16 protein-coding genes are annotated in these 14,631 nt (G+C 69.5%); 9 read left to right on the plus strand and 7 right to left on the minus strand.

Annotated elements, in window-relative coordinates; genetic code table 11:
* Nucleotides 1-94: 94 nt before the first annotated feature.
* Entirely contained in the window at nucleotides 95-391 is a 297-nt protein-coding gene (locus ABZ794_RS12765; RefSeq protein WP_007075406.1) for a DUF4193 domain-containing protein, read from the minus strand.
* A gap of 432 nt (nucleotides 392-823) precedes the next feature.
* Between ABZ794_RS12765 and ABZ794_RS12770 the strand changes: the two genes are divergently transcribed.
* Nucleotides 824-1,336, plus strand: a complete 513-nt coding sequence (locus ABZ794_RS12770; RefSeq protein WP_210785192.1) for a LytR C-terminal domain-containing protein — start codon at nucleotides 824-826, stop codon at nucleotides 1,334-1,336.
* A 123-nt stretch (nucleotides 1,337-1,459) separates the two neighbouring features.
* Here the strand turns inward: ABZ794_RS12770 and ABZ794_RS12775 are convergent, their stop codons facing one another.
* A complete protein-coding gene (locus ABZ794_RS12775; RefSeq protein WP_210785166.1) occupies nucleotides 1,460-2,278 on the minus strand; it encodes an inositol monophosphatase family protein in 819 nt (272 codons plus the stop codon).
* 654 nt (nucleotides 2,279-2,932) lie between these two features.
* Between ABZ794_RS12775 and ABZ794_RS12780 the strand changes: the two genes are divergently transcribed.
* Both ABZ794_RS12780 and ABZ794_RS12785 read left to right on the plus strand, forming a co-directional pair.
* Nucleotides 2,933-4,543 (plus strand): RNA polymerase sigma factor, encoded by a 1,611-nt coding sequence (locus ABZ794_RS12780; RefSeq protein WP_112675658.1) that lies wholly within the window; start codon nucleotides 2,933-2,935, stop codon nucleotides 4,541-4,543.
* A 245-nt stretch (nucleotides 4,544-4,788) separates the two neighbouring features.
* Entirely contained in the window at nucleotides 4,789-5,022 is a 234-nt protein-coding gene (locus ABZ794_RS12785; protein WP_030489368.1) for a hypothetical protein, read from the plus strand.
* A 146-nt stretch (nucleotides 5,023-5,168) separates the two neighbouring features.
* Here ABZ794_RS12785 and ABZ794_RS12790 read toward each other — a convergent pair whose 3' ends face one another.
* From ABZ794_RS12790 to ABZ794_RS12800, 3 genes are all read right to left on the minus strand, one after another.
* Entirely contained in the window at nucleotides 5,169-6,902 is a 1,734-nt protein-coding gene (locus tag ABZ794_RS12790; RefSeq protein WP_091400594.1) for a DEAD/DEAH box helicase, read from the minus strand.
* Nucleotides 6,903-7,093: 191 nt separating this feature from the next.
* Complete coding sequence (locus tag ABZ794_RS12795; RefSeq protein WP_210785165.1) at nucleotides 7,094-7,756, minus strand: trimeric intracellular cation channel family protein; 663 nt, start codon at nucleotides 7,754-7,756, stop codon at nucleotides 7,094-7,096.
* A gap of 40 nt (nucleotides 7,757-7,796) precedes the next feature.
* Nucleotides 7,797-8,015 carry a DUF3039 domain-containing protein gene (locus tag ABZ794_RS12800; RefSeq protein WP_007456912.1) on the minus strand — a complete coding sequence of 73 codons (219 nt, stop codon included), beginning with the start codon at nucleotides 8,013-8,015 and terminating at the stop codon, nucleotides 7,797-7,799.
* Between the two features lie 88 nt (nucleotides 8,016-8,103).
* Between ABZ794_RS12800 and ABZ794_RS12805 the strand changes: the two genes are divergently transcribed.
* Nucleotides 8,104-9,039 carry a pseudouridine-5'-phosphate glycosidase gene (locus ABZ794_RS12805; protein ID WP_210785164.1) on the plus strand — a complete coding sequence of 312 codons (936 nt, stop codon included), beginning with the start codon at nucleotides 8,104-8,106 and terminating at the stop codon, nucleotides 9,037-9,039.
* Nucleotides 9,036-9,935 (plus strand): PfkB family carbohydrate kinase, encoded by a 900-nt coding sequence (locus ABZ794_RS12810; RefSeq protein WP_210785163.1) that lies wholly within the window; start codon nucleotides 9,036-9,038, stop codon nucleotides 9,933-9,935. Before ABZ794_RS12805 ends, ABZ794_RS12810 begins: the two co-directional genes overlap by 4 nt.
* 53 nt (nucleotides 9,936-9,988) lie before the next feature.
* Here ABZ794_RS12810 and ABZ794_RS12815 read toward each other — a convergent pair whose 3' ends face one another.
* A complete protein-coding gene (locus ABZ794_RS12815) occupies nucleotides 9,989-10,348 on the minus strand; it encodes a DUF3099 domain-containing protein (protein ID WP_210785162.1) in 360 nt (119 codons plus the stop codon).
* Nucleotides 10,349-10,452: 104 nt separating this feature from the next.
* Here ABZ794_RS12815 and ABZ794_RS12820 point away from each other — a divergent pair, with 104 nt between their 5' ends.
* Nucleotides 10,453-10,737: a hypothetical protein gene (locus ABZ794_RS12820; protein WP_030489374.1), complete on the plus strand. Its 285-nt coding sequence runs from the start codon at nucleotides 10,453-10,455 to the stop codon at nucleotides 10,735-10,737.
* Between the two features lie 17 nt (nucleotides 10,738-10,754).
* A complete protein-coding gene (locus ABZ794_RS12825) occupies nucleotides 10,755-11,066 on the plus strand; it encodes a hypothetical protein (protein WP_124858894.1) in 312 nt (103 codons plus the stop codon).
* Nucleotides 11,067-11,094: 28 nt separating this feature from the next.
* Here the strand turns inward: ABZ794_RS12825 and ABZ794_RS12830 are convergent, their stop codons facing one another.
* Entirely contained in the window at nucleotides 11,095-11,685 is a 591-nt protein-coding gene (locus tag ABZ794_RS12830; protein ID WP_210785161.1) for an HhH-GPD-type base excision DNA repair protein, read from the minus strand.
* A gap of 122 nt (nucleotides 11,686-11,807) precedes the next feature.
* On the opposite strand from ABZ794_RS12830, the gene ABZ794_RS12835 reads away from it, so the two are divergent.
* Nucleotides 11,808-13,397, plus strand: a complete 1,590-nt coding sequence (locus ABZ794_RS12835; RefSeq protein ID WP_210785160.1) for a DUF262 domain-containing protein — start codon at nucleotides 11,808-11,810, stop codon at nucleotides 13,395-13,397.
* Nucleotide 13,398: 1 nt separating this feature from the next.
* On the plus strand, nucleotides 13,399-14,598 hold the full coding sequence (locus ABZ794_RS12840) for a HipA domain-containing protein (RefSeq protein WP_210785159.1): 1,200 nt from the start codon (nucleotides 13,399-13,401) through the stop codon (nucleotides 14,596-14,598).
* Nucleotides 14,599-14,631: the final 33 nt, after the last annotated feature.

Below are 14,631 nucleotides of genomic sequence, written 5' to 3' on the forward strand. Positions count from 1 at the left end.
CGCTACGAGTCAAGCAGGTACCCACCGCTGCCGCATGCCTACACCGGCAGCGGCGACCCCGTTCAGGAGGCCGCCGCCGGTGTTGTTGTGGTTGTCAGACGCACTCGCGGCAGATCAGCTCGCCATTACGCTCGACCGCCAGCTGGCTACGGTGGTGGACCAGGAAGCAGCGGGCGCACCGGAACTCGTCCTGCTGCATCGGAAGCACCTTGACCGTGAGCTCCTCGTCGGCCAGATCGGCACCGGGCAGCTCAAAGCTCTCGGCCACCTCGGCCTCGTCGACGTCCACCGCGCCCGACTGTGAGTCGACGCGCCGTGCCTTGAGCTCTTCCAGGCTGTCCTCGCCGAGGTCGACCTCGTCGCGACGCGGGGCGTCGTAGTCGGTGGCCATCGGTTTCACTCTCCCATATCGATGTTGTCGCTTCCGGTTGTAACGCCGGACGACGCTGTTTCGGTTCCGCTGGCCGGCCACCACTTGTGTCGGGCACCCGACCCGAGGACCGAACGGGTCGAGCTCGCCGGGGCGACTCCCCTGCGAGCGCGGAACCTTACCCCCCCTTGGGCGAGGCATGTATACCGCCCTTGCGGCTGAGATGTACGCCCCCGCACGCGAAGTTGTTCCCAATGTGATTCAGGCGACACGAAGATAGGGGTAGTAGTACCCGGTTCGCGGTCGGCGCGCCGGCATGTCGGGCTGTTTCCACGCGACGGCCGGACAACCGTTAACCTCAGCGGCGTATTCGACGGCCGGCGGCCTGAGCGATCGTTCCTGGCCGCCACCACCCACTGAAGTCCGGGGAGTGCCCTGATGAGTTTTGCGCGCGTGCGAGCACTCGTCGTCGTCGGCCTGCTGGCGATCATCGCCCTGGTCTTCGTCGTCGTGGCCGTGGTCCGCGACAGCCAGGGCAACGTGGGTACCGCGGCGGGTTGCCCCGAGGGCTGGCCGCTGGCGGATCTGACCCTGCGCGAGCGCAAAGACGTCAAGATCAACGTGTTCAACGCCACGGATCAGCCCGGTCTCGCGCACACCGTCGCCGACGAGTTCAGCAATCGACAGTTCCAGGTCAAGAAGACCGGGAACGAGAAGAAGATCAACAGCGTCGCGGTGCTGCGGTACGGCCCGAAGGGCGTCGGGTCCGCGCACCTGCTCCAGGCATACTTCCTCAACAACGCCACCCCGGGCTACGACCCGAAGCGCACCGACGACACCGTGGACGTCGTACTGGGCAACAACTTCCAGCAGCTCGCCACCACGACCGAGGTCAACCAGTCACTCGGCGACTCGGGTCCGCCGGAGGCTCCCAAGGGCTCCTGCCCGTCCCCACCCGCCAAGTGACTGCGTAACCGGCCCGCCGCAGCGCCCGGTCGGCGACCGGCACCGACCTGGCCCCACCGGTTGGAGCCGGCCACTCAAGAGGCCGGAGCCGGTCGCTCAGAGCCGGCCGACCTGGTCCGCCGGTCAGGGACCGCCGGCGGCGTCCAGCGCGGCCAACCGGTCGTGCAGCGGCGCGAAGAGCGCGGGCGGGGCCGCGACCACCAGGTCCGGCCCTGGCGGTCGACCGGCCAGGCCGGCGACCCGAACCCCCGCCTCGGCGGCCACCAGCCCGCCAGCCGCCAGGTCCCAGGCCGCAAGACCCTTCTCGAAGTACGCGTCGAGCCGCCCCTCGGCGACCAGGCAGAGGTCCAGCGCCGCGGCGCCGAGCCGGCGGATGTCGCGTACGTGTGCGATCAGCCCGGCCACCACCTGCGCCTGGTGCGCCCGACGGCCGGCGTCGTAGCCGAAGCCGGTGCCGACCAGCGCCTGCCCCAGATCGACCTCGCCGGAGCAACGCAGCCGGACACCGTCGCGCCAGGCCCCACCGCCGGCTGTGGCGGTCCACTGCTCTCCGGTGTTCACGTTGCGCACCACGCCGGCAACCACCACCCCGTCCACCTCGGCGGCCAGCGAGACCGCTGAGTGCGGCAGTCCGTACAGGTAGTTCACAGTGCCGTCGATCGGGTCGACGATCCAGCGCACACCGCTGCGCGTCGCGCCGGAAGCTCCCTCGCCGTACTCCTCGCCCAGCACCGAGTCGTCCGGGCGCAGCGCGGCCAACGCGTCGAGGATCTGTCGCTCGACCGCCCGGTCGGCGGCGGTGACCACGTCGGTGACGGTGCTCTTGGTGGCGGCGACGACTACCCCCTCGGCGCGCATCCGGTACGCGGTGTCCGCCGCGTCCCGAGCCACCTCCACCGCGATGGTCAGCAGCTCCGACGGTGTCGTGGCCGAGTTGGTCATGATTCGCCTCTTTCCGCAACTGGGCGCATGTGGGTGGGTGAAACTACCGAAGATCATCGTTCCCGACGCCGCCCGACGGCACCAGAGCAGGATCTTTGGCGCCTGGGATCCGCTGCGAGGTGGGCGCGCCCGCACCGCCCTGGCGGCCTGAGCGGCCGACCTCCGCCAATATGCCCCTTTCGGTTGGTAATGTCGCTTAAGTGCTTACCGCCCCGTCCATGCTCGGCTCACAACCGTTGCCCAACCGCGACCTGGTGGGGACGCCACCGGCCGGACCGACAGCGACCTCGGTGATCCACACGCGCACCCTCGCAATCGCCATGTTGACCTCGTACTGCCTGCTCAAACGGCAGTTCGGACACGTTCGGCGCGCCACCGGCCTCGACGACGGAAGCCCTTCGCCGGCCACGCGGCTATCATTAGCGCGAAGCCCATATCTCCGCCCCACCGACGGTCCCCACCGGCGGTACGCGGTGCGGAGCAGGATGATCGCCGCAGACGGCGTTACAATTCACCCCTGCCCACGCGGCACGGACCGCCGACCACCGGCCGGACCGTGACACGAGGGTCCCTCAACCACATCGCCCGGCACGGTAACCCTCGCTGCGCTGGACGAACCCGCCGTGCCCGCTCTTCGCCTCCGGAAGGTCATTCGTGACAGAACCCCGCCAGCCCGGCGCCGACGTTCGCTCGCTCACCGACACCCTGATCGCCCACGCGCAGAGCGCCGGTGGTCAGCTCACGTCGGCTCAGCTCGCGCGCACCGTCGAGTCCGCCGAGGTGACTCCGGCCCAGGCCAAGAAGATCCTGCGGGCGCTCTCCGAGGCCGGAGTGACCGTCGTGGTGGACGGCTCGGCGAGCACCCGCCGCCGCGTCGCCGCGGCCCGCTCGACCACGCCAGCGTCCCGGGCCACCACCGCCAAGACCACCAAGAAGGCCGCCGCGCCGGCCCCGAAGCAGGCGCCCGCCGGCGACGACGCCCCGGCGACGTCGGCCCCGCGCAAGGTGGCCGCTCGCAAGGCGACCGGCACCGGCGCCGAGGCCGCCACGGCGACGCCGGCGAAGGCGACCAAGTCGACCCGAGCCACCAAGGCGACGGTGGCCGCGGCTGCCGGGGCCAAGCCGACCAAGGCTGGCGGTAAGGCCAAGGGCGAGGGCGCCGAGGGCGAGATCGACCCGGAGGAGCTGGCCGCCGCGATCGAGGACGTGGTGGTCGAGGAGCCGGCCGAGCTGGCCCAGGCCGCCGAGACCGACGCCGCCGCCTCGGCGACCGACAACGACTTCGAGTGGGACGACGAGGAGTCCGAGGCCCTCAAGCAGGCTCGACGCGACGCCGAGCTGACCGCCTCCGCCGACTCCGTCCGGGCGTACCTGAAGCAGATCGGCAAGGTTCCGCTGCTCAACGCCGAGCAGGAGGTGGAGCTGGCCAAGCGGATCGAGGCCGGGCTCTACGCCGCCGAGCGGCTGCGGGCTGCCGACGAGGGCGAGGAGAAGCTCGTCCGGGAGATGGTCCGTGACCTGGGCTGGATCTCCCGCGACGGCGAGCGGGCCAAGAACCACCTCCTGGAGGCGAACCTCCGACTGGTGGTGTCGCTGGCCAAGCGCTACACCGGCCGTGGCATGGCGTTCCTCGACCTGATCCAGGAGGGCAACCTCGGTCTGATCCGGGCCGTGGAGAAGTTCGACTACACCAAGGGCTACAAGTTCTCCACGTACGCCACCTGGTGGATCCGACAGGCCATCACCCGCGCCATGGCCGACCAGGCCCGCACCATCCGCATCCCGGTGCACATGGTCGAGGTCATCAACAAGCTCGGCCGCATACAGCGTGAGCTGCTCCAGGACCTGGGCCGCGAGCCCACTCCGGAGGAGCTGGCCAAGGAGATGGACATCACACCCGAGAAGGTGCTGGAGATCCAGCAGTACGCTCGGGAGCCCATCTCACTGGACCAGACCATCGGCGACGAGGGCGACAGCCAGCTCGGCGACTTCATCGAGGATTCCGAGGCCGTGGTCGCGGTCGACGCGGTCTCGTTCTCGCTCCTGCAGGACCAGCTCCAGCAGGTGCTGCAGACGCTCTCCGAGCGTGAGGCGGGTGTGGTACGTCTGCGCTTCGGCCTGACCGACGGCCAGCCGCGGACGCTCGACGAGATCGGCCAGGTCTACGGGGTGACCCGGGAGCGGATCCGGCAGATCGAGTCCAAGACGATGTCCAAGCTGCGTCACCCGTCCCGGTCGCAGGTCCTCCGGGATTACCTGGACTGAGCGGGTTTCGTCAACCGAACGTGTCGTTTTGACCACCTGGTGTGCAACACCAGATGGTGATCGTCCGGATGCACGAATGTGATCGTTGACGTGGCACCCTTGGTGCACGGCACACTGTCCCTTCCAGGTGTGACCTCGGTCCCCCGCGGGCACACAGGGAAGGCAGTGCCTAGTAAGGGTGTTGCACGATAGGTGAGCAACGACCGAAGAGATTGTTCATCGGTGACGACCAGAGGAGGAAGGCGATGACCCCGACCCTCACGCCGCCGCCCGTGACGGCGGCTCCCCCAGCCGCCGATGAACGGTGCGACCGCTGCAATGCTGCCGGGAAGCTCCGGATCACTCTCACGGGTGGGAGCGAGTTGGTGTTCTGCGGGCACCACGCGAACAAGTACGCGGAGGATCTTGTAAAGATCACCGAGCGGTTCGCGACGGAGCCCGATTTCAGCTGGCGTGGCGCCGATCTGATGGCGAACTAGATCCGCAAACCGACATAGCTGACCGGAGGCACCCCGAGGGTGCCTCCGGTCAGCTCTTTCTGTCTGGACTCCCCCGCGCCCGCGCCCCGCGCAAAGATCCGAGCAACTTCCCCTGATGTTGCTGCCTCCGACCCGCCGGAGACGGTCTAGAGGGTCTGCACGGTGGCGATGCGTTCCTCAAGCTGCTCGATGGTGGCCTGGGCGCTCGGCGGGCCGCCGCAGAGCCGGCGCAGCTCGGCATGGATCTTGCCGTGCGGCTGACCGGTTCGGTGGTGTCGGGCGGCCACCAGAGCGTTCAGTTGGCGCCGTAGCGCCACGCGACGCTGGGCGGCGCTCATGGGTGCGGGTGGCGCTGCCGTGGCCGCAGCGGCCGGCTGAGCGGCCCCGTCGGCCGTACGACGGCGTTGGGCGGCGAGCTGTGCGGCCTGCCGCTTGGTCAGCAGCAGCGAGACCTGGTCGGCGGTGAGCAGACCGGGCAGGCCGAGGTATTCCTCTTCCTCGGGGGTGCCGGCCTGGGCCGCGGTGCCGAACGACGCGCCGTCGAAGATCACCTGGTCCAGCTCGGCGGTGGCCGAGAGCGCCGCGAACCGCTTCTCCAGTTCCCCGCTGGCCTGGTCGTCGCGCTGCGCGCGTTCCAACAGGTCGTCGTCGAAACCGTCGGCTTCCTTGGGTTTACCGAGTACGTGGTCGCGCTCGGTCTCCATCTCGCTGGCCAACCCGAGCAGGTGCGGCACGCTGGGCAGGAACACCGACGCGGTCTCCCCGGGCCGGCGGGCCCGCACGAACCGGCCGATCGCCTGGGCGAAGTAGAGCGGCGTGCTGGCGCTGGTGGCGTAGACCCCGACCGCCAGTCGGGGGATGTCGACCCCCTCGGACACCATCCGCACCGCTACCAACCACCGCTGGTCGGACGCCGCGAACGTCGCGATCCGGGCGGACGCGCCCTGGTCGTCGGAGAGCACCACGGCGGCCTTCTCGCCGGTCACCTGCTCGATCAGCTTGGCGTACGAGCGGGCGGTCTGCTGGTCGGTGGCGATGATCAGACCACCGGCGTCGGCCATGCCCGCGTTGCGCAGCACTGTGAGTCGGGCGTCGGCGGCCCGCAGCACCTGTGGCATCCAGTCGCCGGCCGGGTCCAGGGCGGTACGCCATGCCTGGGCCACCAGGTCCTGGGTCATCGGCTCACCCAGCCGGGCCGCCAGCTCCTCCCCCGCGTTGGTACGCCAGCGGGTCTCCCCGGAGTACGCCAGGAAGAGCACCGGCCGGACCACCCCGTCGCGCAGCGCGTCGGAGTAGCCGTACACCGAGTCGGCGCGGGAGCGCAGCAGCCCGTCCCCGCCCCGCTCGTAGCTGACGAACGGGATCGGGTTGTCGTCGGAGCGGAACGGCGTCCCGGTGAGCATCAGCCGGCGTACGGCGGGTTCGAAGGCGTTCTTCACCCCGTCGCCCCAGGACCGGGAGTCGCCGGCGTGGTGGATCTCGTCGAGGATGACCAGGGTGCGTCGGGTCATGGTGCGTCGCCGGTGCACCTGCGGTGCCATCCCCACCTGTGCGTAGGTGACCACCGCGCCGTGGAAGTCGGCAGCGGAGTGCAGGTCGGCGTTGCGGAAGGCGGCGTCGAGTTGGATGCCCACCCGGGCCGCGGCGTCGGCCCACTGGTTCTTCAGGTGCTCGGTCGGCGCGACCACGGTGACGGCCTCCACGGTGCCGTCGCCGAGCAGCTCGGCCGCGATCCGCAGGGCGAAGGTGGTCTTGCCGGCGCCGGGCGTGGCGACCGCTGTGAAGTCCTCACTACGGCGACGCAGGTACTCCACCAGCGCCTTGCGCTGCCAGGCGCGTAGCGCCGGGAACGTCTCGAGCACCGGCGTCCGGGCTGCCACGCGAAGCTCCTCTCCGACCGCACGATGGCGGACCCCGGGCGAGGGCCACGAGGATCCGCCGCCCATGAAAACGCCTCCGCGCAGAAGCTGCCGCGAAGGCCGACTCAGCATAACCAGCACGGGCCGCCGGGCCCAGGCGACGCCACGCTGGTCACAATCCCGCACCCGAACGAGCGGCGGCCCGACCCGTCTCACCACTCCCGGTCGGTGCGTGGATCCGCCCCGTCGGCGCGGGGCGGGCGCAGCGTGGCCACCGGCGCGGACCAGCGTCGACGCAGCGCGATCAGGCGTAGCCCGAAGACCAGGACGGCGGCGGCGGTGAGCGGCGCGGGCCCGGTCTGCCCGGTGACGTACAGCAGCACCACCAGGACCGAGCCGGCCAGCGCGGCCAGCGCGTAGATCTCCCGGCGCAGCACGACCGGGATCTCGGCGGTGAGCAGGTCGCGGCCGAGCCCGCCGCCGATGGCGGTGAGCATGCCGATCAGGCAGGCCCCGACGGCCGGCACCCGGGCGTCGAGCGCCTTGAGCGTACCGGTGACGGTGAACAGCGCCAGGCCGGCCGCGTCCAGCACCAGCACTGTGGTGCGCAGTCGGGCCAGTTGCGGGTGCAGCCAGAAGACGGCGAGCGCGGTGATCGCGGCGGTGGCCACGTACCGCCAGTCGGCGAAGGCCAGCGGCGGCACCTCGTCGATGACCAGGTCTCGGAAGATCCCACCGCCGAGGGCGGCCACGAAGCCGACGAACGCGACGCCGAACAGGTCCAGTCGCTTGGCCACCGCCGCCGAGGCCCCGGACGCGGCGAACACCGCCACCCCGGTCAGGTCGGCGAGCAGCAGGGCGGTGGAGGTGGTCACCGCCGCAGGCTACGTCGCCGGCCGGAGCACCGGCCGAGGTTCACTCACGGTACGAGTCGTAGATCTCCTTGCACTTGGGGCAGACCGGCGAACCCGGCTTGGCCGCCTTGGTGACCGGGAAGGTCTCGCCGCAGAGAGCGACGACGAAAGTGCCCATGACGGCGCTCTCGGCGATCTTCTCCTTGCGGACGTAATGGAACATCTCGGGACCGGTATCGGCGTCCTTCAGCTCCGGACGCTCGAGAACCTCTGTGCTCACGTCTGCACCTCCAACCGACAAGTTTGGCAGGTCATCACGGCCGGGTCCACTTGAGGCCGGCCGAAGCCCCACCCCGTACGGTGCCCGTGTGACTGACTTTCACATCAGCTACGGCACCGAGGTCGCCGTTGCCCTGCGCGACGGCCGGCCCGTCGTCGCACTGGAGAGCACCATCGTCTCGCACGGCCTGCCCCGACCGGAGAACCTACGCGTGGCCAGGGAGATCGAGCGGACGGTTCGGGACGCCGGGGCCGTTCCGGCGACGATCGGCATGATCGCCGGTGAGCTGGTGGTCGGCCTGGACGACGCCCAGCTGACCCGGCTGGCCACTGTCGACGGCGTGACCAAGCTCTCCGTCCGCGACCTCGCGGTGGCCGCCGCGACCGGCGCGGACGGCGCGACCACGGTGGCCGCGACCAGCGCGGTGGCCGCCGCCGCCGGCATCGGCGTGTTCGCCACCGGTGGGCTGGGTGGGGTGCACCGGGAGGCCGCGCACACCTTCGACGAGTCGGCGGACCTGGTCACCCTGGCGCAGACCCCGATCGCGGTGGTCTGCGCCGGGGTCAAGTCGATCCTCGACGTGGGCGCGACGCTGGAGCGCCTGGAGACCCTCGGGGTCGCTGTGGTCGGTTACCGCACCCGCCGGTTCCCCGGCTTCTACCTGACCGACGCCGGCTTCGACCTGGACTGGTCGGTGGACTCGCCGGAGCAGGTCGCCGCAGTGCTCGCCGCCCGGGACGAGCACGCCGTGCACACCGGCGGGCTGCTCATCGCGAACCCGCTGCCGGTCGACGAGCAGCTCGACCCGGAGCTGCACGACCGGACTCTCACCGAGGGCCTGGCCCTGCTGGAGCGGGACGGGATCACCGGAAAGGCCGTCACGCCGTACCTGCTCGCGCACTTCCACTCGGCAACCGAGGGCGCCAGCCTGGCGGTGAACGTGCGGATCATCCTGCGCAACGCCGACCTGGCCGCGCGGATCGCGGTCGCCTCGGTGGCCCGCGGCACCGCCGTCCCGGCATGACCCGACCGGCCCGGATGGTCGTCGTCGGCGACGTGATCACCGACGTGGTCGCCGTGTTGTCCGGGCCGCTCGCGGCCGGCTCGGACACCGGGGCCGCGATCAGTCTCGGCGGCGGCGGTCAGGCGGCCAACACCGCCGCCTGGGTCGCCGCGCAGCGGGTGGACGTCACGCTCGTCGGGGCCGTCGGTGACGACGACGCCGGGCGGGACCGGGTGGCCGAGCTGGAACGGGCGGGCGTCGACTGTGCCGTCGAGCGGGTCGAGGGCGCCCCGACCGGCACTGTCATCGTGTTGGCCGCCGACGACGAGCGCACCATGGTCAGCCAGCGCGGCGCGAACCTGCGGCTGAGCGCCGCGCACGTCGAGCAGGCCATCGCGGCGGCGCCCGGCGCCGGGCATCTGCACCTGTCCGCGTACACCCTGTTGGACGCGGAGTCGCGCGGCGCGGGGCTGCGGGCGTTGGCCGCCGCCCGCGAGCGCGGGCTCACCATCAGCGTCGACGCGGCCTCCGCGGCGCCGTTGCGGCGGGTCGGCGCGGCGGCGTTTCTGAGCTGGGTACGCGACATCGACCTGCTCCTGGTCAACGCGGACGAGGCCACGGTGCTGGCCGGCGGGCTGGACCCGGCGGCGCAGGGGCGGGTGCTGTCGGCGACGGCTCGGCGGGTGGTGGTGAAGCGCGGCGCGGCCGGCGCGGTCTGGGTGGACCGCACCACGCCGGTCTGCGTGGCCCCGGCCAGCCGGGTGGCGGTGGTGGACGTCACGGGCGCTGGCGACGCCTTCGCGGCCGGTCTGCTCACCGCGTGGCTCGCCGGTGCCACCCCGACTGCGGCACTGGGCCGCGCCACCGACCTGGGCGCGCTGGCCGTCTCCACCGCCGGGGCTCGGCCACAGGCGTAGCAGCCGGCGCACGGCCACAGCCCCGACTGCTCGAACCCTGGCCCGTTCGCGGGTCAGGGTTCGAGGTCGATGACCTTGTGTGGGCGCTCCTCGGCGGTGAGGCTCATCGGCGGGGTGTCGTCCTGTTGGCGGGGGTGGAACCGGTTGGCCAGCCGGTGCTCTTCCTTCGGCGGCCGGTCGTTGGCCAGCAGCACGGCCAGCCAGGGGATGAGCACCATGCCGAGGCCGCACAGTGGCAGCCAGAGCCAGAGCAGTGGGGCGTTCGCACCGACCAGGATCGCGCCGACGATGATGCACAGCACCCGGATGCCCATCATCAGGACATAGCGGCGCTGGCGACTGTTGAGCTGATCGTCCTGGCTGCGCGAGGCGTCGGTGATCAGAATCGGCTGGTACGCCTGACGCTTCACCATGGACCTCCTCGAGGGGGTTACGCCTCATCCTGTCACCGCAGGTCCGTGATCAGCGAACTTCGACTCATCCCGCCGCGTGTTACGCCCGTGGTACGCTCCGCGATGTGGGCAGCAGGTTCAGCTTCACCGACGAGGCGTTGGCCAACCTGAGGGTCTACGACGTCACACCCGGGGAAGTCTGGGAGGCGCTGCACAGCGCCCGACGGGTCATCCGTCATCTGGGTGACGACGTGATGGTGGTCTACGCCGCCGCCCGTCGGGGCCGCAGGCTGGCGGTGCTGCTCGCCGAGGCCGATGGCACCGACAACGACTGGGACATTCTCTCCGCCCGCGAGTTGAGCGACGTCGAGTCCAAGCGCTACGACGAGGCCGTGCGGAGATCTCGGTAGATGAGGAGGCCGTGACGATGCACCGTAACGACGCGACCAAGCAGTTCCACGGCGGCGGCGAGCGAATCGCCGAGCTGATCGACGAGAGCCCGGCGGCGGAGCTGCCCACCCCCGACAGCGACGTACCGATGGTGAGCCGCTCGGTTCGGCTGCCACTGGACACCTACGAGCGGGTCCGCGCCGCCGCCGACGCCCGGGGCATCGGGGTCACCACGCTGATGCGCCAGTGGATCGAGGCCGGCCTGGCCGACCTGGACGACTCGGCGACCGTCTCGCTGGCCGACGTCCGGCGCGCGCTGGCCTCGCTGGCGCACCCGACCGCCGCCTGAGCAGACCGCCCCTCAACAGGCCGGTCGGTCAGCCGCCGGTGGTCTTCGCCTTGGCCGCCGCCTTCATCTGCTGCTTGAACTCCCGCACCCGACGTAGCGAATCGGCGTCCGTGACGTCGGCCACCGACCGGTACGCGCCCGGGTCGCCGTAGTCTCCGGCCGCCTTCCGCCAGTCCTGCGGGGTCACCCCGAACCGCTTGCCGAGCAGGGCCACGAAGATCTGCGCCTTCTGCTTGCCGAAGCCGGGCAGCGCGGAGACCCGGCGCAGCAGCTCCGGCCCGTCGGCGACCTCGGCCCAGAGCAGCGCCGCGTCCCCGTCGTAGCGCTCCACCAGCACCTGGCAGACCTCCTGCACCCGGGCCGCCATGGCCTTCGGGAACCGGTGCAGCGCGGGCGGCTGGGCGAAGAGCGCGACCAGGGCCTCCGGGTCGTACCCGGCCAGCTCCGCCGCGTCCAGCTCATGGCCGAGCCGCTGCTGGAGCACGTACGGCGACGAGAACGCCTTCTCCATCGCCACTTGTTGATCAAGAACCATGCCGACCAGCAGGGCCAGCGGGCTACGCTCCAGCAGGCGGTTGGCCTCCGGGTCGATGGGCAGAACGAGCGTCATGCGGACCATCCTGCCTGGCCCGTCACGGGTGGGCGGATGCCACCCTGACTTTGCCACGTCTCACCGGCCACGTAGCTGGGACCAGGGACCTGTTGCCGATACTCTCGGTGGGTCCTGGAAAGGAGGTGGCCGTGCCGAGCCTGGAGAGGCCACGCGTCGAATACCGCACGCCGGAGGATCTGGTCCGGGACGTCACCACCGGACTGGTCCGAATACCGCCTTTCCAGCGGTCCTTCAAGTGGGAAGCGTCCGACATCGTCCGACTTTTTGACAGCCTGCTGCGGGGCTTCCCGATCGGAAACCTGCTGCTGTGGCGACGCCCAGCGCCGGCGCAACGCCTCCAGGTTGGCCCACTCGAAGTCGTGGCACCCGAGACAGCAGCGGCTCTCTGGGTTGTTGACGGTCAACAGCGCATCGTGTCTCTCGTCGGTGCTCTGACCCGGGCCGACCGCTCGGTCGATCCACGTTTCCGGGTCCATCTCGATCTCGATACCGGCGAGTTTCACACCATCGGCAACCGTCAACGACCGCCGCGGTCCTGGGTGCCCGTCAGCTCTCTGCTGGATACCGCGGTCCTGCTCCGCTGGATGCGGGATAACTCCGACTGGCTCTCCGATGAACAACTCGCCCTCGCCGACCAGGCGGCCAAAGCGATACGCGAGTACCAGATTCCGACGTACGTCGTTCACTCGGCCGACGAGAACGCCCTACTTGAGATCTTCACCCGAATGAACACCACCGGAAAGCGGCTCACCAAGTCAGAAGTCTTCCAGGCGTTACACACCGGTGCCGTCAACGACGAACTGAGCAGCCTGCACGGCCTTGGCCAGGTTCCGGCCACGCTCGGCTTCGGAACGCTCGACGATCGGCTCACCCTGCGCTGCGTCCTCGCGTATCGGGGTGGCGATATTTTCCGAGAGGACTTCCGGCAGGAGTTCGGGCCCCAGGACGACCCGGCCGAAACGCTCCGCGAGGTCGCGGCACGACTGAGGGAGGTAGTCGAGTTCCTACGTGGCGAATGCGGCATTCCCCACATCAGGCTCTTGCCCTACTCACACGTGCTGCCGATCTTGGTGCGGTTCGTCCGCTTGCACGGCACACCGAGTGGTCGACCGGCGACGTTGCTGCGTCGCTGGGTCTGGCGCAGTGCTGTCGCTGGCACCCGCGCCCGTGGAGTCAGCGTGGCCGACGTCCGCAATCAGGTGGAGTCGGTGGACGCGCCCAATGCGTTGACCGCTGCGACAAACGTCTTGCGACAGGTGCAGTCCTTCCCGGACTTCGCCGCAGAGTTGGACAAGGTGCATTTCAACCACGCAATGACCAAGCTCAACACCCTGGGGCTCCTCGCGGCCGAGCCTCGTGATCTCGACAGCGGCGAGATCATCGACATCACTCGGCTGCTGGAGCAGGGCAGTCCGTTACGTCCCCTACTGCCGGAGAGCGGCGACAAGGCCCATGGCACGATCGCTAACCGGTTTGTGCTCCCCCCCGGGGAACGTCTCACCCGCTCGCTCCTGGTAGCCGCCTCGCCAACCGTCGCAGCCAGCCATCTGATCAGCGAGGATGCTGCGGCCCTCGCGCTGCACGACGACTGGACCGGGTTCCTGGAACTACGGGCGCAGGCATGCCTCCGCATCATTACTGGCCACGTCAATCGAATGGCCGAGTGGGGCGCACGGGACGGGCAATCATTGGCGGACGTTTTGCGAACGGCCGCGTGACATGGCAGGAACGACAGCCGAGGTGCGGCTACATGGTCGTCGGGTCGGTGAGCTCCAGTTTGTTCAGGGCGGTTCCGAATTCATCTACGACGATGACCTTTCCTCTCCCGATCATCAAGTTCTTGGCCAGATCTTCGAAGACGATCCGCGATCGGTCCGACGTACACGCGTCGGCCTGCCGCCCTGGTTCGCCAACTTGCTACCCGAAGGCGCCTTGCGGCGTCAGATCATCCGTGAACTCGGGGGCGGAAGAGTGGGCGACTTCACCCTGCTACTCAGAGTGGGCAGCAACCTGCCAGGTGCCGTAACCGTGCATGCCGACAGCGAGCCGGAGGACGATTTTCTCCCAGACTCAGGGGAGCAGATCGACCACCCGCTACGCCACTCGCTGGCCGGTGTCCAGCTTAAGTATTCGATCTCAGCTGACCGACTCACCGTGCCAGTCAGCGGGCAGGGCGGTTGGTGGATCGTAAAACTGCCCGACCAGAGTCTGCGTGAGCTACCCACCAATGAGTATCTGACCATGAGATGGTTGGCAGCAGCCGGATTCCCAGTTCCGGCAGTGGATCTCCTGCGTGCGGACGAGGTCAAAGGTCTCCCCGATGGGCTAGTCCGCCCGGCTGATCTCGTCTACGTCATTCAACGGTTTGACCGCGCATACGGGGAACGCATCCACGTGGAGGACTTCGCCCAAATCGCGGACGTCGATCCTAAGTTCAAGTACAGCGAATCGGGTGCCTCGTACGACGGTTTGGCCGCAGCGATCCGGCAGCTTACCGGGGACGGCGGGTACCACGACTTCATTGCTCGTCTTGTTGCCCTGCTGGTGGTTGGCAATACAGACGGGCATCTGAAGAACTGGGCGATCAGATACGCGGACGGACGGACTCCCCACCTCGCCCCTGTTTACGACTTCCACTCTCTGTCGCTCTATTCCAACTTTCGTTGGGCTCCGCTGGCGCTCAGCCTGAATGCTGAGACAGTGCCGAGCGCCATCACCGGCGACCACTTTCGGCGCCTGGCAGAGCGAGCTGGTGCGGACCCGGAGCGGACCTTTGAGACGGTGACGCAGACCGTGGCGCGGCTGCGAACGGCGTGGACCACGGTTATGGCAGACGAGGCCCGAACACGATTCGACGCGTTGGCGGCTCATTACACGGAGCGGCTCGACACCCTGACGATCTGCAAATCGGTCGGGTGACGCGATCCGGGACGCGACGGGAGGCAGGATGTC

Origin of the sequence: Micromonospora sp. NPDC047187, assembly GCF_040643355.1 — a bacterium.
GTDB lineage: Bacteria > Actinomycetota > Actinomycetes > Mycobacteriales > Micromonosporaceae > Micromonospora > Micromonospora salmantinae.

Bases quoted from the DNA above. Each gene is read 5' to 3' on its own strand.
- ABZ794_RS12765 (WP_007075406.1), bottom strand. From the start codon at position 391: ATGGCCACCGACTACGACGCCCCGCGTCGCGACGAGGTCGACCTCGGC.
- ABZ794_RS12775 (WP_210785166.1), bottom strand. From the start codon at position 2,278: ATGACCAACTCGGCCACGACACCGTCGGAGCTGCTGACCATCGCGGTG.
- ABZ794_RS12785 (WP_030489368.1), top strand. From the start codon at position 4,789: ATGACCCCGACCCTCACGCCGCCGCCCGTGACGGCGGCTCCCCCAGCC.
- ABZ794_RS12810 (WP_210785163.1), top strand. From the start codon at position 9,036: ATGACCCGACCGGCCCGGATGGTCGTCGTCGGCGACGTGATCACCGAC.
- ABZ794_RS12815 (WP_210785162.1), bottom strand. From the start codon at position 10,348: ATGGTGAAGCGTCAGGCGTACCAGCCGATTCTGATCACCGACGCCTCG.
- ABZ794_RS12825 (WP_124858894.1), top strand. From the start codon at position 10,755: ATGCACCGTAACGACGCGACCAAGCAGTTCCACGGCGGCGGCGAGCGA.
- ABZ794_RS12830 (WP_210785161.1), bottom strand. From the start codon at position 11,685: ATGGTCCGCATGACGCTCGTTCTGCCCATCGACCCGGAGGCCAACCGC.
- ABZ794_RS12840 (WP_210785159.1), top strand. From the start codon at position 13,399: ATGGCAGGAACGACAGCCGAGGTGCGGCTACATGGTCGTCGGGTCGGT.